At 55.8% G+C, this 21,186-nt stretch carries 21 protein-coding genes; 11 read left to right on the forward strand and 10 right to left on the reverse strand.

Going from position 1 to position 21,186, the window contains the following annotated elements; all coding sequences use genetic code 11:
- The first annotated feature begins 45 nt into the window (after positions 1-45).
- From J2I48_RS11740 to J2I48_RS11750, 3 genes are all read left to right on the forward strand, one after another.
- Positions 46-771: an RsmE family RNA methyltransferase gene (locus J2I48_RS11740; RefSeq protein WP_207335643.1), complete on the forward strand. Its 726-nt coding sequence runs from the start codon at positions 46-48 to the stop codon at positions 769-771.
- Between the two features lie 35 nt (positions 772-806).
- Positions 807-1,472: a DUF4159 domain-containing protein gene (locus J2I48_RS11745; RefSeq protein ID WP_207335644.1), complete on the forward strand. Its 666-nt coding sequence runs from the start codon at positions 807-809 to the stop codon at positions 1,470-1,472.
- 120 nt (positions 1,473-1,592) lie between these two features.
- Positions 1,593-2,390 carry an acyl-CoA desaturase gene (locus J2I48_RS11750; RefSeq protein ID WP_207335645.1) on the forward strand — a complete coding sequence of 266 codons (798 nt, stop codon included), beginning with the start codon at positions 1,593-1,595 and terminating at the stop codon, positions 2,388-2,390.
- A gap of 86 nt (positions 2,391-2,476) precedes the next feature.
- Here the strand turns inward: J2I48_RS11750 and J2I48_RS11755 are convergent, their stop codons facing one another.
- The gene (locus J2I48_RS11755) at positions 2,477-3,613 is read right to left on the reverse strand and encodes an FG-GAP repeat domain-containing protein (RefSeq protein ID WP_229376147.1); all 1,137 of its coding nucleotides are present in this window, start codon (positions 3,611-3,613) and stop codon (positions 2,477-2,479) included.
- 230 nt (positions 3,614-3,843) lie between these two features.
- On the opposite strand from J2I48_RS11755, the gene J2I48_RS11760 reads away from it, so the two are divergent.
- Positions 3,844-4,737 carry a DUF4097 family beta strand repeat-containing protein gene (locus J2I48_RS11760; protein WP_207335646.1) on the forward strand — a complete coding sequence of 298 codons (894 nt, stop codon included), beginning with the start codon at positions 3,844-3,846 and terminating at the stop codon, positions 4,735-4,737.
- Positions 4,738-4,836: 99 nt separating this feature from the next.
- On the opposite strand, the gene J2I48_RS11765 is transcribed toward J2I48_RS11760, so the two are convergent.
- Complete coding sequence (locus tag J2I48_RS11765) at positions 4,837-5,676, reverse strand: DUF2911 domain-containing protein (protein WP_207335647.1); 840 nt, start codon at positions 5,674-5,676, stop codon at positions 4,837-4,839.
- Between the two features lie 170 nt (positions 5,677-5,846).
- On the opposite strand from J2I48_RS11765, the gene J2I48_RS11770 reads away from it, so the two are divergent.
- On the forward strand, positions 5,847-6,503 hold the full coding sequence (locus J2I48_RS11770; RefSeq protein ID WP_229376149.1) for a succinate dehydrogenase/fumarate reductase transmembrane subunit: 657 nt from the start codon (positions 5,847-5,849) through the stop codon (positions 6,501-6,503).
- Positions 6,504-6,568: 65 nt separating this feature from the next.
- Here the strand turns inward: J2I48_RS11770 and J2I48_RS11775 are convergent, their stop codons facing one another.
- From J2I48_RS11775 to J2I48_RS11800, 6 genes are all read right to left on the reverse strand, one after another.
- Positions 6,569-7,240 (reverse strand): carboxylesterase family protein, encoded by a 672-nt coding sequence (locus J2I48_RS11775; protein WP_207335648.1) that lies wholly within the window; start codon positions 7,238-7,240, stop codon positions 6,569-6,571.
- Positions 7,241-7,336: 96 nt separating this feature from the next.
- Complete coding sequence (locus J2I48_RS11780; protein WP_207335649.1) at positions 7,337-9,826, reverse strand: S9 family peptidase; 2,490 nt, start codon at positions 9,824-9,826, stop codon at positions 7,337-7,339.
- Positions 9,827-9,954: 128 nt separating this feature from the next.
- Positions 9,955-10,233, reverse strand: coding sequence for a sigma-70 family RNA polymerase sigma factor (locus tag J2I48_RS11785; RefSeq protein ID WP_207335650.1), 279 nt, complete (start codon positions 10,231-10,233; stop codon positions 9,955-9,957).
- A 333-nt stretch (positions 10,234-10,566) separates the two neighbouring features.
- Positions 10,567-10,797 carry a hypothetical protein gene (locus tag J2I48_RS11790; protein ID WP_207335651.1) on the reverse strand — a complete coding sequence of 77 codons (231 nt, stop codon included), beginning with the start codon at positions 10,795-10,797 and terminating at the stop codon, positions 10,567-10,569.
- A 208-nt stretch (positions 10,798-11,005) separates the two neighbouring features.
- Entirely contained in the window at positions 11,006-13,045 is a 2,040-nt protein-coding gene (locus J2I48_RS11795; protein WP_207335652.1) for a c-type cytochrome, read from the reverse strand.
- 1 nt (position 13,046) lies between these two features.
- Entirely contained in the window at positions 13,047-14,891 is a 1,845-nt protein-coding gene (locus J2I48_RS11800; protein ID WP_207335653.1) for a 3-keto-alpha-glucoside-1,2-lyase-like domain-containing protein, read from the reverse strand.
- A 224-nt stretch (positions 14,892-15,115) separates the two neighbouring features.
- Here J2I48_RS11800 and J2I48_RS11805 point away from each other — a divergent pair, with 224 nt between their 5' ends.
- From J2I48_RS11805 to J2I48_RS11815, 3 genes are all read left to right on the forward strand, one after another.
- A complete protein-coding gene (locus J2I48_RS11805) occupies positions 15,116-15,895 on the forward strand; it encodes a 3-keto-disaccharide hydrolase (RefSeq protein WP_207335654.1) in 780 nt (259 codons plus the stop codon).
- Between the two features lie 110 nt (positions 15,896-16,005).
- Positions 16,006-16,509 carry a SixA phosphatase family protein gene (locus tag J2I48_RS11810; RefSeq protein WP_207335655.1) on the forward strand — a complete coding sequence of 168 codons (504 nt, stop codon included), beginning with the start codon at positions 16,006-16,008 and terminating at the stop codon, positions 16,507-16,509.
- Complete coding sequence (locus tag J2I48_RS11815; RefSeq protein WP_207335656.1) at positions 16,506-16,703, forward strand: hypothetical protein; 198 nt, start codon at positions 16,506-16,508, stop codon at positions 16,701-16,703. The genes J2I48_RS11810 and J2I48_RS11815 overlap by 4 nt, the downstream gene beginning before the upstream one ends.
- A 108-nt stretch (positions 16,704-16,811) precedes the next feature.
- On the opposite strand, the gene J2I48_RS11820 is transcribed toward J2I48_RS11815, so the two are convergent.
- Positions 16,812-17,984, reverse strand: a complete 1,173-nt coding sequence (locus J2I48_RS11820) for an aminotransferase class V-fold PLP-dependent enzyme (protein WP_207335657.1) — start codon at positions 17,982-17,984, stop codon at positions 16,812-16,814.
- A gap of 95 nt (positions 17,985-18,079) precedes the next feature.
- Between J2I48_RS11820 and J2I48_RS11825 the strand changes: the two genes are divergently transcribed.
- Positions 18,080-18,604, forward strand: coding sequence for a DUF8685 domain-containing protein (locus J2I48_RS11825; protein WP_207335658.1), 525 nt, complete (start codon positions 18,080-18,082; stop codon positions 18,602-18,604).
- Between the two features lie 123 nt (positions 18,605-18,727).
- Here the strand turns inward: J2I48_RS11825 and xerD are convergent, their stop codons facing one another.
- Positions 18,728-19,627, reverse strand: coding sequence for a site-specific tyrosine recombinase XerD (gene xerD / locus J2I48_RS11830; RefSeq protein ID WP_207335659.1), 900 nt, complete (start codon positions 19,625-19,627; stop codon positions 18,728-18,730).
- Between the two features lie 97 nt (positions 19,628-19,724).
- Here xerD and aroQ point away from each other — a divergent pair, with 97 nt between their 5' ends.
- Together aroQ and J2I48_RS11840 are read left to right on the forward strand one after the other, a co-directional pair.
- Positions 19,725-20,141, forward strand: a complete 417-nt coding sequence (gene aroQ / locus J2I48_RS11835) for a type II 3-dehydroquinate dehydratase (protein WP_207335660.1) — start codon at positions 19,725-19,727, stop codon at positions 20,139-20,141.
- Positions 20,138-21,172: an aminotransferase class V-fold PLP-dependent enzyme gene (locus tag J2I48_RS11840; RefSeq protein WP_207335661.1), complete on the forward strand. Its 1,035-nt coding sequence runs from the start codon at positions 20,138-20,140 to the stop codon at positions 21,170-21,172. Before aroQ ends, J2I48_RS11840 begins: the two co-directional genes overlap by 4 nt.
- The last annotated feature ends 14 nt before the right edge of the window (positions 21,173-21,186 follow it).

Here is a 21,186-nt window from a genome sequence, read left to right on the forward strand (position 1 = left end):
TGCCGTGAAGTTAAATCCTAAGCCGTAAATACCTTTACGTTACCTATGCACCTGTTTTACCAACCCGCGCTTTCACCCACCGACACCTCCGGCCAACTAAGCGACGACGATGCCCGGCACGCCACCCGCACCCTCCGCCTTGGCCCTGGCGAGGCCATTTTGGTGACCAACGGACGCGGAAATCGGTTCGGCAGCGTTATTACCAGGGCCGATAACAAAGGTTGTGCGTTTCGGATTGAGACGGTCGAAACAGTCGAACCACGCCCGTTTTCCGTACGTATCTGCGTGGCCCCCACCAAAAACCTGGATCGTATTGAGTGGTTTGTGGAAAAGGCCGTTGAACTGGGTATCGAGCAGATTAGTTTTTTCTACGGGCAGCATTCCGAGCGGCGCGTACTGAAGCTGGAGCGCATCGAAAAAATTGCTGTGGCGGCCATGAAACAGTCACTGCAATCGTGGTTACCACAGCTTGATGAGGGCCTTCCGCTAACAAAGTTAATAAGTCAATCGGTTGATGGTCAGTGCTTTATTGCTCATCTGCCCGACGATGGCCAGGCCCCGCACTTGTTCCATGCAGCCAGCCCGACTCAGAAATACACCGTGCTCATTGGCCCGGAAGGTGATTTTTCGGCACAGGAAGTGCAGCAGGTTATAGCGGCGGGTTTCCAACTCGTCACCCTCGGCCCCAACCGCCTCCGCACCGAAACCGCCGCGTTGAGTGCCTGTCAGTGTTTGAATTTGCTAAACGTAGTAAACTCAGTAAACCTATAAGGTTTCCAAAACCTTATAGGTTTGATAACAGCCCTATGAAACGCCTCCTTCTTTTACTGTTCGTTGCCTACTGTTCACTGCATACTGTAAACGCTCAGCCCTACGGCTTCAAAATTGCCAAGCTGAAGTATAACGGCGGGGGCGACTGGTATGCCAACAAAACGTCGCTGCCCAACCTGATCAAGTTTGCCAACCAGCAGTTGCGGATGGCCATTTTCCCCGAAGAAGACATCGTAGAGGCGGGTAGCCCCGATCTGTTTTCGTACCCGTTCGTACACATGACCGGCCACGGCAACGTGTCGTTTTCCGACGGCGAGGTAGAAAACCTGCGCAAGTATTTGCAGTCGGGCGGGTTTTTGCATGTGGATGATAATTACGGCCTCGACAAGTTTATTCGCCGCGAGATGAAGCGCGTGTTTCCCGATCTGTCGTTTATTGAACTGCCCTTTTCGCACCCCATTTACAATCAGAAATTCAAGTTTCCCAACGGCCTGCCCAAAGTACATGAGCATGATGGCAAGGCCCCGCAGGGATTTGGTTTGATTTATCAGGGACGATTAGTTTGTTTTTACAGTTATGAGTGTGACCTGGGCAACGGCTGGGAAGATCAGATTATCTACAACGACCCCGAATCGGTTCGGCAGGCTGCGTTGCGTATGGGAGCCAATCTGCTTCAATACGCTACCACGGTGGCCAATTGATCGAATTAGCCAATTAAATAGGCCATCATAGTCTGGAATAGCCTTGTAGTCCCCGAAAAATCTTATTTTTGTTAAGACATTCGGTTTTTGTTTCTGCTCAAAGTTTAACTGTTAATCACTGTGATCGTTATCGCCGCCTTTGCCGCGCACTGGTACCTCTCGTTGTTCTGCCAGACGTTTTTTCTGCACCGCTATTCGGCGCACAAGATGTTCTCGATGAGCAAATTCTGGGAGCGCTTTTTCTACGCCCTGACCTACGTCTCGCAGGGGTCGTCGTACTTAAGCCCACGGGCCTACGCCGTGCTGCACCGGATGCACCACGCCTTCAGCGACACGCCCAAAGACCCCCACTCACCGCACCACACCAAAAACGTGTTTACGATGATGTGGCAGACCAAAAATATTTACAACGCCGTATTGCACCGTAAGCAGGCTATCGAGCGTCAGTTTGACCGTAATTACCCGGAGTGGAATTTCATCGAAAAAGTGGGTGACTCGTGGTTTTCGCGGGCTGGTTGGGGTGTGGCCTATAGCCTGTTCTACATCTTCGCGTTTATTTACCTCGACATGCACTGGGCGTTTTTCTTCCTGCTGCCCGTTCATTTCGTGATGGGACCCGTGCACGGCGCGATCATCAACTGGAGCGGCCACAAATACGGCTACGCCAACTTCGACAACCACGACAAATCGAAAAATTCGTTGATGCTCGACGTGGTGATGATGGGCGAACTGTTCCAGAACAACCACCACAAACTGCCCAATTCGGCCAATTTCGGAGCCAAGTGGTTCGAGTTCGACCCCACGTATCCGATGATTAAGGTGCTCTCGAAGCTCCGCATCATTAAGATGCGCCCCGCCAAAGCCACCGCTGAGTTTGAAACCGGCCACGAGCGGAGGGTGGAAGAGAATGTACAATGAATAATGTACAATGTATAATGGCTTCGCGCTTTGAGATGTACTGCCGCACCGGCGGACCGGCGGAGCCATTATACATTGTACATTATTCATTGTACATTAAAAAAGACATATAATCCATCCTTCCCTGCCACCACTATATCATTGCGGCCGGTGTTGCGGAGGTCGGCGAGGGCGAAGTAGATGCCGGTGCCCTTGGCTTCGCCGGCGGGGCCGTAGCTAATGATATGCTTGTCGAAGGTCTTGCCATTGTAGGTGAAGTAGTATAGGCCCACGGGGTCGTTCGAGCCGGGGTCATTGTCGTTGTGGGCGCGGAAACGTTTGCCCGTAATTAGCTCAGGCTTGCCGTCGCCGGTGATGTCGGCCCACTCCATGACGTGGTATTGCGAGTTTTTTTCATCGATAACGTGCTTTGTCCAGGCACCAGGTTGATTTCCCTGTTCATACCAGTGCAGGCCGTAGCCATGGCCTTGCCCCACAATGAGGTCGGCCCGCTTGTCGCCGTTCACGTCGGTCACGATGATGGGTACGCTGGCCGTGCCTAGGGCAAAGTCTTTGTGTAATGTCCAGGTAGGGGTTTCTTTCGGTCCGCCTGCTTCCAGCCAGCCTTCGCTCACGATAAAATCACCTCGGCCGTCGCCGTTGACATCGCCAAAACCGAGGCCGTGGCCCTGCGTAGGGTGTACGTCGACCACGCGAAACGACTTATCGGCGGGTTGGTACTTGAGGTATTTTAGAGCCTTACCGGGGTTGTTAGGGCAGATTTCGGGCTTGCCGTCGCCATCTACGTCCCAGGCGCGGGTGGTTTCTACGTTGCCCACAGTGGCAATGTCGTGCACGGGCCAGTCGCCTTTGGGCACGTTTTCGAGCCAGCGGAGGGTGCCGCTCCACCAGCCGCCCGAAATGACGTCCATCCGCCCGTCGGCGTTCACGTCGAAGGGGATTGTGGAGAAGTCGTCGTAGTACTGGTCTTCGCGTTTTTGGTGGCCAATCAGGTGCCGTCTGCGAAACGTAGGCCTGCCGCCGCCCGGCCCGGCTCCCTCATTTTCATACCAAAAATCGCCCGACACGATATCCAGCGTGCCATTGCCGTCAACATCCATTACCCCCGCCGACTCATAGCTTTCGGCGGCCACAAAATATTTCTCAAAGCGCGGCGGCGCAGCAGGCTGAGGCATGGTAACGCCAGCAAACAGGGTACCAATAAGTAGCATGATCGTTTTCATAAGTTGGTTTTGGTCTGGTACATGGGCAATAGTCAACCCTCTTTTAGGAAAGTCACCTAACCAGCCTATTTACCGGACTCATCCATTATCTATCATGGTCGTTTTGCCGGACGTTCATTGTCCGATTCTGGACAGCCTATATGTTCAGAAAGCTCCTCAAGTGCTGTCAGGCTTATTGTTGGGTATTGGCGTGGTCTTTGAACCTAGGTAAGCAACACACGGTACTCAGTATGAACATAACGCGCACTTTTTGTTGGGTAGGGTTGATGGCCTTCACCCACCTGGCTCTGGCAAGCTACCCCGACACTAAACCATATGCTGTGAAGACCTTTCCGGCCAAATTTATCAATCGCCTCAACGTACAGATCGAAGGGGGTGGAGGTAGTGTTTTCTTTGTCGGTACCAGTAAGACTGCCAACCAGATCAGCGTGGAGATCTACGTGGAAAACAACCACTGGCAGGTGCCGCTTTCTGACGAAGAACGCGCCCAGCGGCTCAACAACTTTGTTGTTACGGTGGCGCTGGACCCGGTCACGCCTACAGCCTTGTTGGCCCGGGTGGCACAGACCAAAGCCGACTGGCGCGAGGGGCTAAACATCTCGTTCAGGATAGTTGTACCCGCCGCTATTGATACTTACGCTAAAACCAGCGGTGGCAACGTGGAATTTACCGATTGGCAGGGGGGACGGCATCAGGCGCAAACCAGCGGTGGTAACCTTCAGTTAAACAGCTTTAGCGGTAACCTGGTGGGCGAGTCGAGTGGGGGCAACATTAATCTCGATGATTCGTCCGGCGAACTGACACTGCGTTCGTCGGGCGGTACTATTTGGCTGGGGAGCATCAGAGGCAACGTTGACGTGGTGTCTGGCGGGGGTAATCTACAGGGTGACATAGCATGGCTGGACAACCATGTGGCCATCAACACGGGCAGCGGCAACGTGCAATTGCGCCTGCCGCTCAAGCAGGGGCTAGACCTGGACCTGCGTGGTCGGAAGGTGTCGATACCATTGACCAACTTTGTGGGCGAATCGTCGACAGAGCGCGTGTTAGGCAGGCTCAATGGGGGTGGTGTTCGCGTGCAGGTCGATGGGGGCAGTAGTGGCACCATCCAAATTGCCAGATAGCACCACAGGCACTGCTGTCTCGCCCATCGTTATACAAGCAAAGCCCGTTCAGACGCATCTGAACGGGCTTTGCTTGTATAACGATGGGCAGTGAGCTCCCTACAACTTACAGTCTTCCAGGATCTTCTCGTTGTTTTTGATGTAGGCATCGTCACCGGCTTTTTTTGCCAGGTCGAGCGACATTTGGGCATCGGTGCGAGCGGCTTTGCAGTTGCCGCTACGAGCCAGAATCTTGGCACGGAGGTGATAGGTCCAGTACTCGGTGCTTTTCTCGACTACTTTATTGGCCCAGACCAGCGCCTGTTTCAGGTCGCGGTTGGTGTCGAGGTAGTAGTTGGCGGCGCTGTAATACGTATCTGTCGATACGGTAGCAGCGCTCGTTTTCTCTTTGATCTGCGCCATCACGTGCGAGTCGGCATCGTCGGCAATGTTGAGCCGGACAAGGGTATTTTCCCAGCGCATTTGCAACACCGCTGAGGCGGGTGTAAGGTCCACAAACTCGAAGGTTAACGTCTCGGTTTTGGCCGCGGTCTTCTCTGATTTCACCACCAGCCGAATTACGTCATTGGCAGCTTTGTAGTCATAGGCTCCCCAGGCGTTGGCGTCTTTGTTAATGATAAATGTAAACGAGTCGGCGTTGGGGATCGAATAGAGGCCATATTTGCCCGTAGCCACGGCTTTGCCTTCAATCGTCATTGGCTCTGAGAGCGTCAGATCGGTGATTTTGTTGGCCCCGGTGCGCCATACTTTTCCATAGGGTACCCGGTCGCCAAACATGGTCCGGCCCTTGAGCGATGGTCGGCCATAGTCGACGGTGACAGTGCCGAGGCCTACTTGCTGGGCAACGGTGGCGGCGGGGCTGGCGGCGGGAAGCGTAATCTGGGCATAGCCCGCTGTCAGACAAACCGACAGGCACGCGGTGATGATGAATTTAGACATCTGTAGTTCTCTTAAATATGGAGCAAGTTTACGACTCAATGATGAAAAAACAGCCCGGATGGTCTCCGGGTCGTTTGACAACGCTTGGGTAGGTGGGGTTTAACGAGTGTGTTACTATTACAGGAACATATTGCTACTTTTTTAGATCACCTTCTTTTCAATCACTATTCATGGAACGCATGGTTACTGCCAAACCGCACACCCAGTCTCGGACCGTCTGGCGCAACGTTCATTTTGCCTCCGGCCTGCTACTAGCCGTTTTTGTGGGTACGCACCTCACCAACCACCTACTGGTGCTCATCAGCCCGGCGGCGCATATTGCCTTCATGACGGCGGCGCGGGTGGTGTACCGAAACCCGCTTATCGAAGTGGTGTTGTTGGCGGCGGTGTTGCTTCAGATTGTGACGGGCCTGAGCCTGGTAAGGAAAGTTTGGCGTGTACCAAAAGCTGGCTGGGGTCGTTTACACGTGTTTTCTGGTCTGTATTTGGCCTTTTTTCTGGTTATCCACCTCACGGCGGTACTGTCGGGACGGTACATTTTCCGCCTCGATACTAACCTCTATTTTGGCGCAGCGGGGTTGAATCAGTTTCCGTTGCTGCTCTTTTTTGTGCCCTACTACAGCCTGGCTATACTGGCTTTTTTCACTCATGTGGCGGCTGTTCATCACAAGAAAATGACTCGTCGGGTGGTTGGTTTGTCTGTCAGCAGACAAAGCCAACTTATTTTGGTAGTGGGTATAGTGCTCACAATCAGCATCCTATATGGCCTTACGGGTGGCTTCCGGGGGTTGTCTATTCCGCCGTCATCGTCGCTACTCACGCGTTAGTGTAGTAGGCGAATGATTTGACACCGTTTTGCCACACTGTAGCAGGGCGTTAAGTGAATGGTAAATCATTTGTGTTGCTGCAATAACCACTGATACAACTTCGGATTTTCGTAGAGATACTGAATCCCATGCCCTTCGTTCGGCAGCTTTGTAAACTGCACCTTGCCATGACACCGCTCAAGGCGCTTCACCAGCCGGGCGGTTTCGTCGATAGGTATGAGATCGTCGGCGGTACCGTGGAACGTCCAGACCGGTATGTTACGGATAGAGCAGATTTGGGTGGAATCATCGCAGCCACCGCAAAGGGGCATAATGGCCGCGAATGTATGAGGATGGGCCACGGCGGTTTGCCATGTGCCATAGCCACCCATACTGATACCCGTCAGGTATACCCGTTTTTTGTCGATCCGGTATCGTGTAGTTAATTCCGTAAAAAGCGAGTCAAACCAATTATCGGTCGACCAGAATTTGCCTTCGGGGCATTGGGGGGCTGCCATCACGAAGGGAAAATCGTGGCCCTGACTCACCTGTTTAGGCGGTCCGTACAAAGAAAGCTTCGCTAAATCTGTTCCTTTCTGCGACCCTCCGTGTAGGTAGATTACCAGCGGAAAATTCCGCTTCGCTACAGCGTAATTTTTGGGTAGGTATAACTGGTACGGATAGCTAGCCGATTTCTTTGTTTGAGCAAGTACCGAAAAGGAGAACAAGACAAGTGCGAATAGCAGGACAAAGCGCATCGAAGCTGTTAGGAGATTTTGTTTTAGTTGAGGTATTAGCCTGGTATTCAGGTGAGTAGCTGGGCCTCAGCTACCCTACCTCATCACTCAATACCCCTACTTATTATTCCCATCTGTCACTTTTGCGGGGGTATTTGGGCTGTTGCCTGGTCCGCTGGCGGGGGTGTTCTTTACGTACCGCTCCATCCAGCCGTTCATTTCCCAGAGCATGTGCAGCAGCGACTCTTTGGCCGCGTAGCCGTGCGACTCGTAGGGGAGGAACACCAGACGCGTGGTGGCACCGAAGCCTTTGAGGGCGTTATAATACCGCTCCGACTGGATCGGGAATGTGCCCGTATTGTTGTCGGCTTCGCCGTGGATGAGCAGCAACGGCGTCTTCATCTTGTCGGCGTTCATAAACGGCGACATTTTGTTATACACGTCGGGTGCCTGCCAATAAGACCGCTGTTCGTTCTGGAAGCCGAAGGGCGTCAGCGTACGGTTGTAGGCCCCGCTCCGGGCAATGCCTGCCTTGAATAAGTTGCTGTTCGACAGCAGGTTGGCCGTCATGAAGGCCCCGTATGAGTGCCCGCCCACGCCCACGCGAGTGGCATCGACCACGCCCAGCCGAACGCCTTCGTCAATGGCCGCTTTGGCGCTGGCTACCAGCTGCTCAACGTAGGTGTCATTGGGTTCTTTGTCGCCTTCGCCCACAATCGGGATGCTGGCGTTGTCTAATACGGCATAGCCCATGGTGGCGAAAACAGCCCCGCCCATCGCCGCAATCCGGTTGAACTGGTAAGCCGATCCCTGCGCCTGTCCGGCGGCGTCTTTGCTTTTAAACTCGGCGGGGTAAGCCCACATAAACGTGGGCAACGGACCATCTGTTTTCTTGTACCCCACTGGCAAATAGAGCGTTGCGGTGAGGTCTACGCCGTCGGCACGTTTGTAACGAAGTTGCTGTTTGGTGATGCCTTTCAGCTGCGGGTAGGGGTGTGGAAACTGCGTAACCTGGATGGGAGCAATACGCTTTTTCAAGTTGCGAATAAAGTAGTTCGGATTCTCGTCGGGCGTTTCGCGGGTGGTAAGCAGCACGCCACCTGTGGCATCGAGTACGGCAATGGGCCTTTCGAAAACGGGGGCTTCTGACCGCCAGAGGGGCGTAACTTTTTTGGTGGTCAAGTTCATGACGTTCACAAACGGCCGGTCGCCTTCGGGCGAGGCACCCTGCGCGTTAACAAGCATGATGTCGTTACCGGGCAGGATGTTGAGTACCTCGCGACCATACTGATTGGGCTTGGTGTCGGGGTCGCCGGGGTTGGTGTAGCGGTCTTCAAACGACCGGTCGAAGAGTGTAGTGGCGGCGAAATTGGCCGACGGGTTCACGAGTTTGGTGACAAGTTTACGCGTTTGCCACCAGCGTTCGGTGGCCAGAGCGGTGTTGGCATTGCCCCAGGTGAAGCCTGTAAACCGGAAAGCGGCATCATAGATGGCGTGGGGTTCGGCCGAAAACGGGGCATCGACCAGATATACCCGGTCGCGCACGTCAGCCTTTACTTTGGGATCGCCTTTGTCCTGCGCCACGGTGAAATAAACAGAGGCGGGGGCGTCGTTGCGCCACTCAAAATCGCGCGGGCCGCTCGGCGCACCGTCTGAACTGTAGGGCACGCTCTCCTGCAAGGGGCCGTCGTTCAGGGTTTTCACCAATTGCCCATTTATAGCATACACGTCTGTTCTGAGCGGAAACCGGTACACCGGCACGAGGTACGAAAATGGTATGTGCACCGTCTCGATGAGCACATACTGCCCGTCGGGCGAGGGCGACGCGGTGGTGATAATGCCCGGCTGACCAATGGGCTGCACCGACCCGTCGAGACCGAGTTTCGCCACCTGCGCGGTGGTGAAGTACGTGAACTGCTGCTCGTCGGAAGGGCTTTTCAGCAAGTCCTGGTAGGTGGGCGCCTGCCCTTTTTTGCCGCTGCTGTTGTCCTGCGTGGTGGGGCCGCTGGGTACCCGGTTTGGCGGCGTGGCAGCGGGCCGGTTCTGAACTATCGTTTTGGCAATCAGTGCTTTACTATCCGACGTCCACTGGAATGGCGCACCGAGTGTAGCGTTCAGCGCCCGGTCGCCAAGGTGGCTGGCGGTGGCCGTGGCTACGTCGGCCACATAAAGGTCAAGGCGCGAGTCGCTGGCTACGGCAAAGGCGACCTTCTTTTCGTCTGGCGACCATTGCACGTAGGCAATCAGCGGTGAGGCAGGCAGGCCTTTCACGGGAATCTCGGTACCACCGGGCAGTTTTTTCAGCCGCAAGCCGGTGATGTACGACGCCCGGCTGGGACCGTTGTTGGCGGGGTTGATGCGCAGGCCGGCCAGTTTCAGTTCAGGCTGCGCCAATTCGGCAATAGACGGTGCCGATGCCCGTTCCAAAATCAGCAGTTGGTCGCCTTTCGACGTCACGCTGACACCAGGCGTGGGGGGCACCGTCACCAGATCGGCGAGGGCTTTGGGCGGCGTTTGGTAGGTAGGCAGGTCCTGGGCCGTGGCCAGGGCAGGGGGCAGGCTGAGTAGCAGCAACGTGCTCAGCAGACGAAGGTAACGCAGTGTCATATTGAGGTGTTTTGTCAGGTTGAGCAGTCAAACGAGCGAACATCACGCCGGTTATGCCCAGAAAGATAAGTGTGGTGTAGCTAAAATACATAGCCTGCAAGATAGTCAGCAGACGTAATGACCACTACCTATCTGTTGAAGATGGCGCGTAGGGCGCTGTGGGGGAGGCCTTCTTTACAGGCCAGTCGTAGGAGCCAGTTGCACGACTGGCTGGTGGTTGGCGACGACTGGCAGTCGGGGTGTTGCCACGCTTTAATAAGCGTATTACTCAATATGGTTTCGGCCTGGGGCGTTGGCAGATTAGCCGCCAGAATCAGCCCCCACAGCCTGGGCGCGTGGGCCGCATAAAAAACGGCGAAAGCACGCTGCTGCGCCTGGGTGGGCGCTTTCTTGAATAGAGATAGCATACAAACGTTGAGCGTAAGCAAAGGTCAACATATAACGCAAACTGACCTGCGATGGCCGGGGCTGGTAATCTATTTTTTAGCGAATGGAACAGGATTATCTTTGGTTGTTAATCTATTGACTAACACGTATTAACGCTTCAGGCTGCTGAGCTTCTCCACCATGAGCAGAGCTTCGGCTACCCGCTACCGCACCGACTGGGTAGGCCAGCTTAAACATGCGTTCCTATTGCGCGGCTATCGGTTGCCAGCATGCCAATTGCCTGGTTAGCCACCACCTGATAATGGTATACGAGGGCTAAAAAGTCGGCCTTTGAAATGGCGCAGATGTGGGTATCATCGAGTAGTTCGGCAATTTCGGTAGAGTTGGTGTCTCCGGTTAAACTGGGTAGTGGGGTAATACTGGCAAAGCACCCGACGGACGTCATCTATGTCAAGCAACGCCTGCCTTACCGGAGTCAGGTTAGCCGGACGCTGGAGCAAATCGGGTTGGCTGAGTCGGCATCCGGGATACCAATACCCTTGGAAATCGTTGAGCAGGCTGGCCATTTCGGTCATCGCTGTCATCGTCGGCCAGGTAAATGACAGATTTAGAAGAAATCATATGGTTAGTAGCAGTACGGTTACAGGGAATATAGCAAAGCTACATTGGTGATCTGCTTTCTACCTATGACGCTCGTCACTACCGGAGATGATCCTTTACAGACCTATGGACAAACATAAAAAAGCCCCTCTGTGACGCACAAAGGGGCTTTTTAACCAATATAACAGCTTGTCAGCGCGTCTTTGGCTCGTCTTTGTTGCTGGCCGGGGTGGTTCCAGCTTTGGCCGCCGGGGCCAGGGAGTTGATCCAAGCGGCAATTTTCAGCGCGTCGGCTTTGGGTACCTGCGGCATGGGGGGCATCTCGGTGGCGTAGTCGGGCCAATTGGTGGGCTTGGGGTTGTAGATCAGCTCTACCAGCTGGTCGTTGGTATAGCCGCGCTTGGCCACTTCCTTGTAGGCCGGACCAACCTGCCGTTTGTCGGCGTTGTGGCAGGCCAGGCAGGTATTCTTGGTTAGCAGGCCGCGCACCTCTTCGTAGGTGGGGGCCTTGGCCATGCTTACGGCCTGACCCAGTTGCAGGGCCGACTTGGTCTTCGCGTTGGCTTTGGCCAGTTCCTGTTTGGTCATCGGCTTACTACCGCCCGCTTTAACGGGTGTGGCGGCGGTGCTGACGGGAACTGCCGTGGCCGAATTTCGGGTGCTCACGCCCGTCATGGCCAGCTTGTCGCCGTCGGGAATATTGTTGAGCGTGTAGTAGGCAACGGGGTGAACCAGCGAGTAGCTCCCGTCCTGCGACCGTATGCCGTCGATGGTGAGCTGATGGATGTAGTGCTGCCGGAGGTTGTCGACAATCACCCGCGCTTTCATCCCGTCGTTAGACAGCTTCACGCCCTTGATCGCGTGCTTTTCTTTGTTGATCGTGGGCGACCCATAGACGGGGTGGTACTTGTAGATGAAACTCTCTACTGAGTACGACGCCAGGTCTTCTGCCGAAATCTTGGACACGGGCTTCGTGAATTCTACCTCAAAGCCATCGGGCATGGCTTTTACGGTGCGCATCTCAAACGGTATGCCGTCGTTATACACCAGCCGTTGCAGGCCCTCGTTGGCATCACCAGCCGATCCCCAGCCCCGGTTAGTTTCGCCCACAAACAGCGACCCGTCGGGCGCGAACGCCAGCCGCATCACCCCCGACCGGAACCCCGACCGGAACATGATGGAGGCACCCTGGTATTCACCTTTTACTTTCTCCATCATCACCCGCGAAATAATGCTCATGCCCTGATCGCCCACCAGCAGCTGCCCGGCAAACGGCCCGAACACGCCATCGGGTATTTTCACGATTTCGGAATTAGAGATACCCAGCACCCCGTGTGGCAAATAGACGGCGGGCGTCTGAATGTCGGGGAAGGTTTCTTTGACTTTATAGAGAATGTCGGGCGTTTCGTTCACCACGTTTTCGGGCTTGATCATCCGCCCGTTTTCGCCCCGTTTCTGCCTAATGTCGATTTTGGCGTAGAACTGCTGCTCCGATAATTTAAGGGGTGAGTTGGGCATGCCCGTCCATTTCAAACCCGCCGGGTGGCCCGTGAAGGCTCCTTTCTTTACGTGTACGACCCCACCCGAACCTTGCCAGTCGCCCTGATTGTCGGCGTAAAACAGTTCGCCGTCGATCATGCCGAGGCCCGCCGGTGAGCGCATTCCGGTGGCCCAGGGCTGCATTTGACCATTTTCCGAAATCTTCATCGTCCAGCCGCGCCAGGGCACCCGGCTTTCGCCCCGCCACCACTCTTCGTCGCCGAAGGCCACGTTACCCGTCACGAAGAAGGTGCCGTCGGGGGCAATTTTTGGTCCGAAACTGTACTCGTGGTAATGCCCGGACAGGGGCCATGCGTAGACCGTTTCGAAGAGATCAGCCTTGCCGTCGTTGTTGGTGTCGGTTAGTTTGGTCAGCTCCCCGCGTTGCGCACAGTAGAGCGATCCGTCTTTCCAGGCCAGGCCCAGCACCTCGTGCAGCCCCGACGCAAACTTGCGGAAGTAGGGTCGCTTGCTGGTGGGGTTCTGCACAATGAAGATATCACCGCGCCGGGTCGAAATGCCCAGGTCGCCGTTGGGTAGCATGGTCAGGCCACCTACTTCCAGCAGGGTGCCTTCCGGGGCCGACACTTTCGTGATTTTGAAGAAGTCTTCCTCCTTAGGCGACTCTTGTGCCTGCGCCAGCGATACCACCGAAAGGGCAGCGAGGAGGAGGGATTTTTGGATGAATTTCATTTTAAAAGAGTATCGAATACGTGAGTTTGCTTGCTACGGGTACAATCAGTTCCTGTCGGCCATTGCTGCCGTTGCGCACCTGCGCACCAGCGGCATTGTCGAGCTGGATGTAATAGGCCTTACCGTCAACGAGATACATATTATTCGTCATAGCCTCAATGGTTTTGCCGTCGGCGAGACGGGCGTAAAGGCTGGTGCCGGGCTGGGTCACGGTCAGTTCGCGACGCAGGCCGTGGCCGTCGGGCAACACCCGGATCTGATCCTGTACAGCGGCGCTACCTACCAGATAGCGGAATGTAGGCCTTTCGGTATCGTCGAGGGCGTAGCCTTTGGGTCGGAACCCGCTGCCAGTGGTGTCGGTGGGCCAGGCTGCCCCAGCCGAGGCCAGCCGGGCCAGCGTCAGTTGTGGTTTCAGGCCCAGGTACTGCACCGCGCCCATGGGCCGCGACGAGCCGTCGCCCCGGTTTTCCCACATCGGCGTGGCGTTGAGAAACATACCCCGCCACACCTGCACCACCGAGCCATTGTCGGCATCGTAGGTGTAATGCACCTGTTCGGGGCTACCCACCGAAATGCCGTGGGTGACGCGGTAGGCCCGGCCGCGCTCGTTGCGGGCCAGGGGCAGGTCCATAAAGCTGCGCAGGAGGGTGTTGGTTTCGGCAGTCACCAGAATCGGGTCGGCCACTTCCTCGTCATCCAGGGCGGGAGTGAGCATAAACTGCCTGATGCCGGGACCCGACACCGCCAGTTGCAGGTTAGCCTTGCTCCATTCTACGTATTTGCTGTAGGTGGCCTGGAAAGGCAGGTCGCCTGCGGGTAGCGTTACTTTGCCCCGGTGGCTATTGTCCGACCATTTACTCAGTGGCTGGTTGTTGATAGTCAACTGCCCGGAGCCGCCCGCCGTATTCAGCGCGAAGGTGTATTCGCCGGGCTGCTCGATGTGGAGCTTACCCGTATACTGCACCACAAAATCGTTGGGCAGCCGGTTCACCCCCGACGTCAGAATAGGCGTAGTGCCTTTCGACTCCGGGGCCATGCCACCAAACGAGGGTTCGTTTTTGTATTGCCCTTTATAGATCGAGTAGCTCAGGTCGGTGAGGCGGGGCTTGATCCCGTCGTAGGGCGTGTACTGGATAGTACGAAAAGCCACCGCACCGTGGTCGCCCTGAAGCATCAGCGGACCGCGGGCTTTTTCGTCCATAAACTGCGCAGACCGGGTCGGGCCAGTGACTTCCACGTCTTCATGCAACACTACGCCGTTCAGTTCCACCCGCAGAAAACGGGCGTTGGCTGTTTTCTGGCCCGACGCATCGAACCGGGGGGCCTGAAACGAGATCCGCAGGTGCTGCCAGAGACCGGGGGCCTTGCCTGCATTCTGCCGGGCGGGGTGGCCCTCGTAGCCTTTCTTACCGTCGGGCCGGGCGTCATCCCAACGTTCATAAATAGACCCCACGTCGGTCGTTTTCGGCGACGTAACCCCCCAGCTATCAAAGAGTTGTACTTCGTAGCGGCCCTGTAGGTAGATGCCCGAATTAGCGCCTTTGGCCACCATGAAATCCAGTTCCAGGTCGGCATCACCATGTTCGAGGGTGGTGAGCAGGTTATACTGCGAACCGTACTGCCCGGTAGGCTGGCAGACCAGCACACCCGTGCCGGGTTTGGTGGTCAGGCCATTGTTTTTGGCCAAATCAGCGTTGACATCAGCCGTAATTTTCCAGTTAGCTGGCACGGGCTGTCTGAATGCGCTGAGATCGTTGAGTGGTAGGGGAGTGCTTTGACCAAGGGCCAACAGGCTACTTAGCCAGCCCCCGGTAAGGAGCAAAACGCGTCGAGTGGATTGATGCATGAACGAAGTTGGTGAATGCAAAAAATACACTCAAAAGTACTGCATTTTAGGTATTTACGGCTGTATAGGTCACTTTGGGCTATTGAATGGGATAGATTGGATACTGGATATTGGACAGCGTCCAGCGTCTAGTATCCGATGTCCAATATCTAACGTCTAGCATCCAGCATCCGCTACTGACAATTTTGCCTTTATCTTTGACCGCTATACGTTTACTCGTGCACATGAAAAAAATAACCTTACCCCTCGCATTAATTGCCTTGTCGGCGGGCCTGACAATGGCACAGGTTCAACCCAGTAAGCAGTCACCCGAATCGACCGAGATTTGGGAGCCAGTACCCCCCGTGGTCACGCCCGGCGTGTACTCGGCCAACACCGCCGGTACCACGCCACCCTCTGATGCTATTGTGCTTTTCGACGGTAAAAACGCCGATAATTGGGTGGCCAACAAAGGCTACAACCCCACCAACAGCACCGACCCGCTCCAGTGGCTGGTGAAAGACGGTGTGCTCTATTCGGGCAAAACATCGTCGGCGATGACCAAGCAGCAATTTGGCGACATGCAGCTGCACCTTGAGTTCCAGACGCCGCCCAAAGTAGAGGGCAACGGGCAGGGCCGGGGTAACAGCGGTGTCTTTTTACAGGGCCGTTATGAGGTGCAGGTGCTGGACAACTACGAAAACCCGACCTACGTGAACGGCATGGTAGGTTCGGTCTATAAACAGGCGATTCCGCTGGCTAATCCTAGTCGCAAACCCGGCGAGTGGCAGAGCTACGATATCATTTACCTGGCCCCCCGGTTCAACAAAGCTGGTCTGATGATTGAACCCGGCTACGTGACGGTGCTGCTCAACGGCGTACTGGTGCAAAACCGCGCTGCCATCCGGGGCACCACCGAATACATCGGTTACCCCAAAGTACAAGCCCACGGCAAAGGCCCACTCATCCTGCAAGACCACGGCAACCCAGTGGGCTTCAGAAATATCTGGGTGAGGGAAATTTAAGAACAGTCTTCTGTTTACCGTCTTCTGTTTTCTGTTGCTTCGCCAGCTTAGATTGTTTCTCTGGCGAAGCAACAGAAAACAGAAGACGGTAAACAGAAGACTTCCGAAGGATGAAACGTACCCTCTATATCGTGCGGCATGCCAAGGCTGAAGACCGGGCTGCTTTTATGAGCGATCATGACCGTGACCTGGTGCCGGAAGGCATCATGGCATCGGCCCGGATGGGCCGTTATCTGCACGAACAGGGTGTGCAGGCAACTGTGCTAATCAGCAGTACTGCCAACCGCGCCCGCGACACCGCCAAGGTAATTGCCGAACAGTTGGCTATTGATCCTCAGTCTATTATACTCGACGAAAAACTGTTTGAAGGTGGCCCCAAAGCCTATCTGGCGGCGGTCAACAGCCTGCCTGCCGACTGTGAATCGGCTATGATTTTTGGGCATAATCCCGATGTGTCGTACTTCGCCGAATACCTCACCCATCAGGACGTAGGTTCTATGAGCAAGGGGAGTGTGGCGGCCATTACGTTCGACAATCTCAACTGGAGCGAGGTGTCGGGCCGAACGGGTTTTCTGGCGTTTTACGTTACGCCTAAAGAACTCCTGAAACAATGAACCGCAATAAGCGCATTTTCATCGGCGTCTTCCTGGCCTTTACGCTCATCGTGATCCTGCTCACCATCGACATGGCGCGGCATACCACGGCCCCCTGGAACCGCAAAAAACAAGCCGGACGCGCCCTCCCCGGCAACCGCGTCGATGCCAAAACCATGCTTCTCGACACCACAGGATTAGACTCGCTGAAGTGATTTACGATGTACGAATTACGAATTACGATTTTTGCTGACCCGTCAGCCTGCTCTACAGCAAACACAGGCGTCAGCAAAAATCGTAATTCGTAATTCATACATCGTAAATCACTTCAGCGCCTCCACCAACGCCTGCACGTCTTCTGGTGAGTTGTATACGTGGGGCGAGATGCGGATGGCACGGGCGCGGGCCGATACCGATACGTTCCGGGCCAAGAGGGCTTTGGTAATGGCCATCGGGTCGGCGTGGTCGGGTACCCAGACTCCCAGCAAGTGATGACCCCGGCCCGATGCGGGTTCGATTCGGTACCCCAGCGATTCAAGTTCGGGCAGGGCATCGGCCATTAGGTTCTGGCAATAGGTCTGAACGCGTTCGGGTTGGTAGTCAAGCAGTTGGCGGAGGCTGGCTTCCAGCATGGGCATCTGCGTGAAGTTGCTCTGCTCACCCATATTGTAGCGATAGGCCCCCGGCCGGTAGGCGGGCTGGTACTCGGCTAGGCGGTGAAACTGGTTGCTGTCGAGGCGGTTCATCCAGGCTTCTTCCAGCGGAATACCCCCATCAAACGCTGGTCCGAAACAGGCCACCCCCAGCGAATACGGCCCCATCAGCCACTTGTAGCCTGCGCATACCAGCGCGTCGGGACGGATGCGCGCCCAGTTGAAGGGCATGGCGCCAATGCTCTGCGTGCCATCTACCGCCAGCCAGGCTCCCACGTCGCGGCACCGTTCGCCGATGGCTTCCAGATCGAATTTGGTGCCGTACATCCAGTGAATCATGGGCACCACCACCAGGGCCGTTTCGGAGGTTATCCGGGCCAGGATAGCTTCGTTCCAGGCGTCGGCGGCGGGCAGGGTAGCGGGCATGTCGACCGTAACGATGGTCAGATCTTGTTCCTTGCTCACGCGGTCCCAGGCAAACACGTCGCTCGGAAATTCGCCGGTGGCCAGCACAATTGTTTGTCCCTTCCGGAAACCCGGTTTGCGGGGCAGGTTTTGCGCGACCACGGCCATACCGTAGGATATAGATGGAATGATGGCAATGCGCTCTGGGTCAGGCTGGTCGATAAGCTGCGCAAACAGTTGCCGGACCAACACGCCGCCACTGAAAAAATCGTCGGGCACAAGGCCCATGGGGTTAAGCTGCCGCTGCACGGCGTCGATACCGGCCTGGGCCACGGCCCGACTCAGCGGTGCCCGCGTGGCGCAGTTGAGGTAATGTGCATCGGCCGGGTAGGGGTACTGGTCCCGTTGACATACCAGCAAGTTATTTTCTGCAATCATGCCCCTAAGCTACGGATTTGGCATAATTATAGTCTTCAGAAGACAGTAAACAGAAGACTGCCTTCTGAAGACTTCCCTCCAAAACAAACTCACCTATGACCCTCCTCGGCATTGGCTCCCGCGTTATTCACCCCGACTTTGGCCACGGGGTAATTATCAACCTCAAAAGCAATGGCTACACCATCACCTTCATGGATGAAGGCGTGAGAGTGCTCAAGTTTTCGGCTCCGCTGGAGATCATCGAAGCCATTGAACCCGACGGCGATTTGGTGAGCCTTTTCGATGTGGAGCAGGCCCTTTCCCGTGTACTTCAGAAGTGGGCCGACGTGACCGAGGTAGTACCCCTGGGCGATAAATGGAAGGGCGGCAAGCTCATCATGAAGCCCGGCCGCACCGATCTGGCATCAAAAGAAATGCCCATCGATGCCTTCTTCCACAAGATCGTGATGGTCCGCGACCGGCTTCGTGTGCTCGAACAGCGCGTGAACGCCAGCGCCCTCGACGACGAAGAAAAGGTAAACATCCAGCAGTACATCACCCGCATCTACGGCAGCCTCACGTCCTTCAACGTGCTCTTCAAACAACCAGAGCAGGTATTTGTAGGAGCGGGAGAGAATTGATTTACGATGTACGAATTACGAATTACGATTTTTGCTGACGCATGGGGTTGCTCTACAGCAAAGGAGTGCCGCACCGGCGGACCGGTCAGCAAAAATCGTAATTCGTAATTCGTACATCGTAAATCACTTCCCTCTCGGGTGGAAATCCGTCAGCGTTTGGGTCAAATACGCTCTGTCCAGGTGGGTGTAGATCTCAGTGGTGGTGATCGATTCGTGGCCCAGCATCTGCTGTACGGCGCGGAGGTCGGCCCCACCTTCGATGAGGTGCGTGGCGAAGGAGTGCCGGAACGTGTGCGGGCTGATGGTTTTGCGAATGCCCGCCGCTAGGGCCAGCGTTTTAATGGTAGTAAAGACCGTGATGCGCGAAAGCTGCGTACCCCGCCGGTTTAGAAACAGCGTGTCTTCGTCGCCTTTCTGAACGTCGTATTGGCTGCGGGTGTGGGCAATGTAGAGCGTGGTGTAATGGATGGCATCGCCCCCCACGGGCACCAGACGGGCCTTGTTGCCTTTGCCCAGCACCCGCACAAAGCCCGAATCGAAGTAGCAATCGGTCAGTTTCAGGTCCAGCAACTCCGACACCCGAAGGCCCGAACTGTAGAGCAACTCTAGGATAGCCCGGTCGCGCGGCCCCGCCGGTGAGGACAGGTCAATGGCGGCCAGCATCTGCTCGATTTCGGGGAAGCTCAGCGTATCGGGCAGTTTGCGGCCTAGCTTGGGGCCTTCAATATGCTGGGCGGGGTCGTGCTGAATCAGGTTTTCGAGCAGCAGGTATTTGAAGAACGCCTTCAGCCCCGACAGCATCCGCGCCTGACTGTGCGCCACCAGCCCCAGTTCGCCCAGGTGCTGCAAAAAGCCCGAAATATGGCCCTCGTGCACCTGCAACGGCCCCACGTCGGGGTGAATCCCCTCCAGGTATTGCCACAGGCTGTTTACATCGTGCAGATACGCCTCGATGGAATGTTCCGACAACGACCGCTCGAGCCGGAGGTAGTTCTTAAACGCGATACTATACCTTTGCCACAAGTTGGAATTTACGATTTACGATTTACGATTTACGATGTAGCCAGTTGGCGTATTGCGGCGCTTTTCAGGGTGGCTTGTTTGTAGATCGTACACCTCTATGAAACAGATACTGATTATTAACGGGCCGAACCTGAACTTGCTGGGCAAGCGCGAACCGGACATCTACGGCAACCGGTCGTTTGTGGATTACCTAAAGACCGTCGAGCCGCTGTTTCCCGACGTGCAACTTCGCTATTTCCAGTCGAACCACGAAGGCGAGTTGATCGATAAAATCCACGAACTTGGTTTCGACGTCGACGGGATCGTAATCAACGCGGGGGCTTACACGCATACGTCTATCGCCATCGCCGATGCGCTATCGGCCGTGACGGCCCCGGCGGTTGAAGTACACATCAGCAACGTCCACGCCCGCGAAACCTACCGCCACCACAGCTACCTCTCTGCCAAGTGCAAAGGCGTAATCCTCGGCCTGGGGTTGATGGGCTATGAGTTGGCAATCAGAAGTTTACTATGACCACCTTCTACCCCGGCCCCTCAAAAATATACCCTGCCGTGGCCGAGTGGGCGGCGGAGGCCTGCTCGTCGGGTGTGGTGAGCATGAACCACCGCAGCCCGGAGTTTATGGCCGTGACCGAATCGGCAATGCGTGGCCTGCACGAGAAGCTGGCCCTGCCACCCGACTACCATGTCGCGCTGGTATCGTCGGCCACGGAGTGCTGGGAGATCGTGGCGCAGTCGCTCACGGCGCGGCATAGCGTTCATCCCTATGAGGGGGCCTTTGGCCAGAAATGGATGGAGTATGCCTACCGCATCAAGCCCGTGGTTGGGGCACACCAGCCTGACGTGCTGTGTGTGGTGCAAAACGAAACGTCAAACGGTACGCAGGTAAGCATGGCCGCGCTGGCGCAGTACCGGCGTGCGTATCCCGATGCCCTCGTGGCTGTTGATGCCGTATCGTCCATGGCCGGTATCGTGCTCGACTGGGCACTGGGCGACGTCTGGTTTGCTTCGGTGCAGAAGTGCTTCGGCCTGCCGGCGGGGCTGGCGGTGGTGATCTATTCGCCCCGTGCGTTGGCCCGCGCCGAGGTTATTGGCGAACGAAACCACTACAACAGCCTGCTCTTTTTGCACGACAATTTCAGCCAATTCCAAACCCCCTACACGCCCAATGGCCTGGGTATCTACCTGCTGGCTCAGGTGCTGAAAAAAGTACCCCCCCTGGCCCACGTTGACGCCACGACCAAAAAACGCGCCGCCGACTGGTACGCTTTTTTCGACCACGAACAACCGCACCTGCCGTTTAAACCCCTGATTCCGGCCCACAATACCCCCCAGACAGCCACCCGTTCCGACACAGTGATTGCCCTGACGGGCGACGAAGCTGCTATTGCGCTGGTGAAAAAAAAGGCCAAAGCGGCGGGGTTGCTGCTGGGCAACGGCTACGGCGACTGGAAAAATACCACCTTCCGCATCGCCAACTTCCCCGCCATTTCAGACGAAGAAATCGGGCAGCTGAAACAGTTTTTTCGGCAGTACAAGGGGTAGGGTAGGGCGTCCTA

The organism is Fibrella aquatilis (genome assembly GCF_017353255.1).
Classification (GTDB): Bacteria; Bacteroidota; Bacteroidia; order Cytophagales; family Spirosomataceae; genus Fibrella; species Fibrella aquatilis.

Excerpts from the sequence above, each read along its gene's own strand:
- J2I48_RS11740 (WP_207335643.1), top strand. The coding sequence starts at position 46 with ATGCACCTGTTTTACCAACCCGCGCTTTCACCCACCGACACCTCCGGC.
- J2I48_RS11760 (WP_207335646.1), top strand. The coding sequence starts at position 3,844 with ATGAACATAACGCGCACTTTTTGTTGGGTAGGGTTGATGGCCTTCACC.
- J2I48_RS11805 (WP_207335654.1), top strand. The coding sequence starts at position 15,116 with ATGAAAAAAATAACCTTACCCCTCGCATTAATTGCCTTGTCGGCGGGC.
- J2I48_RS11790 (WP_207335651.1), bottom strand. The coding sequence starts at position 10,797 with ATGACAGCGATGACCGAAATGGCCAGCCTGCTCAACGATTTCCAAGGG.
- J2I48_RS11800 (WP_207335653.1), bottom strand. The coding sequence starts at position 14,891 with ATGCATCAATCCACTCGACGCGTTTTGCTCCTTACCGGGGGCTGGCTA.
- aroQ (WP_207335660.1), top strand. The coding sequence starts at position 19,725 with ATGAAACAGATACTGATTATTAACGGGCCGAACCTGAACTTGCTGGGC.
- J2I48_RS11785 (WP_207335650.1), bottom strand. The coding sequence starts at position 10,233 with ATGCTATCTCTATTCAAGAAAGCGCCCACCCAGGCGCAGCAGCGTGCT.
- J2I48_RS11810 (WP_207335655.1), top strand. The coding sequence starts at position 16,006 with ATGAAACGTACCCTCTATATCGTGCGGCATGCCAAGGCTGAAGACCGG.
- J2I48_RS11745 (WP_207335644.1), top strand. The coding sequence starts at position 807 with ATGAAACGCCTCCTTCTTTTACTGTTCGTTGCCTACTGTTCACTGCAT.
- J2I48_RS11795 (WP_207335652.1), bottom strand. The coding sequence starts at position 13,045 with ATGAAATTCATCCAAAAATCCCTCCTCCTCGCTGCCCTTTCGGTGGTA.
- J2I48_RS11765 (WP_207335647.1), bottom strand. The coding sequence starts at position 5,676 with ATGTCTAAATTCATCATCACCGCGTGCCTGTCGGTTTGTCTGACAGCG.
- J2I48_RS11775 (WP_207335648.1), bottom strand. The coding sequence starts at position 7,240 with ATGCGCTTTGTCCTGCTATTCGCACTTGTCTTGTTCTCCTTTTCGGTA.
- J2I48_RS11840 (WP_207335661.1), top strand. The coding sequence starts at position 20,138 with ATGACCACCTTCTACCCCGGCCCCTCAAAAATATACCCTGCCGTGGCC.
- J2I48_RS11780 (WP_207335649.1), bottom strand. The coding sequence starts at position 9,826 with ATGACACTGCGTTACCTTCGTCTGCTGAGCACGTTGCTGCTACTCAGC.
- J2I48_RS11770 (WP_229376149.1), top strand. The coding sequence starts at position 5,847 with ATGGAACGCATGGTTACTGCCAAACCGCACACCCAGTCTCGGACCGTC.
- J2I48_RS11755 (WP_229376147.1), bottom strand. The coding sequence starts at position 3,613 with ATGAAAACGATCATGCTACTTATTGGTACCCTGTTTGCTGGCGTTACC.
- J2I48_RS11815 (WP_207335656.1), top strand. The coding sequence starts at position 16,506 with ATGAACCGCAATAAGCGCATTTTCATCGGCGTCTTCCTGGCCTTTACG.
- J2I48_RS11820 (WP_207335657.1), bottom strand. The coding sequence starts at position 17,984 with ATGATTGCAGAAAATAACTTGCTGGTATGTCAACGGGACCAGTACCCC.
- J2I48_RS11825 (WP_207335658.1), top strand. The coding sequence starts at position 18,080 with ATGACCCTCCTCGGCATTGGCTCCCGCGTTATTCACCCCGACTTTGGC.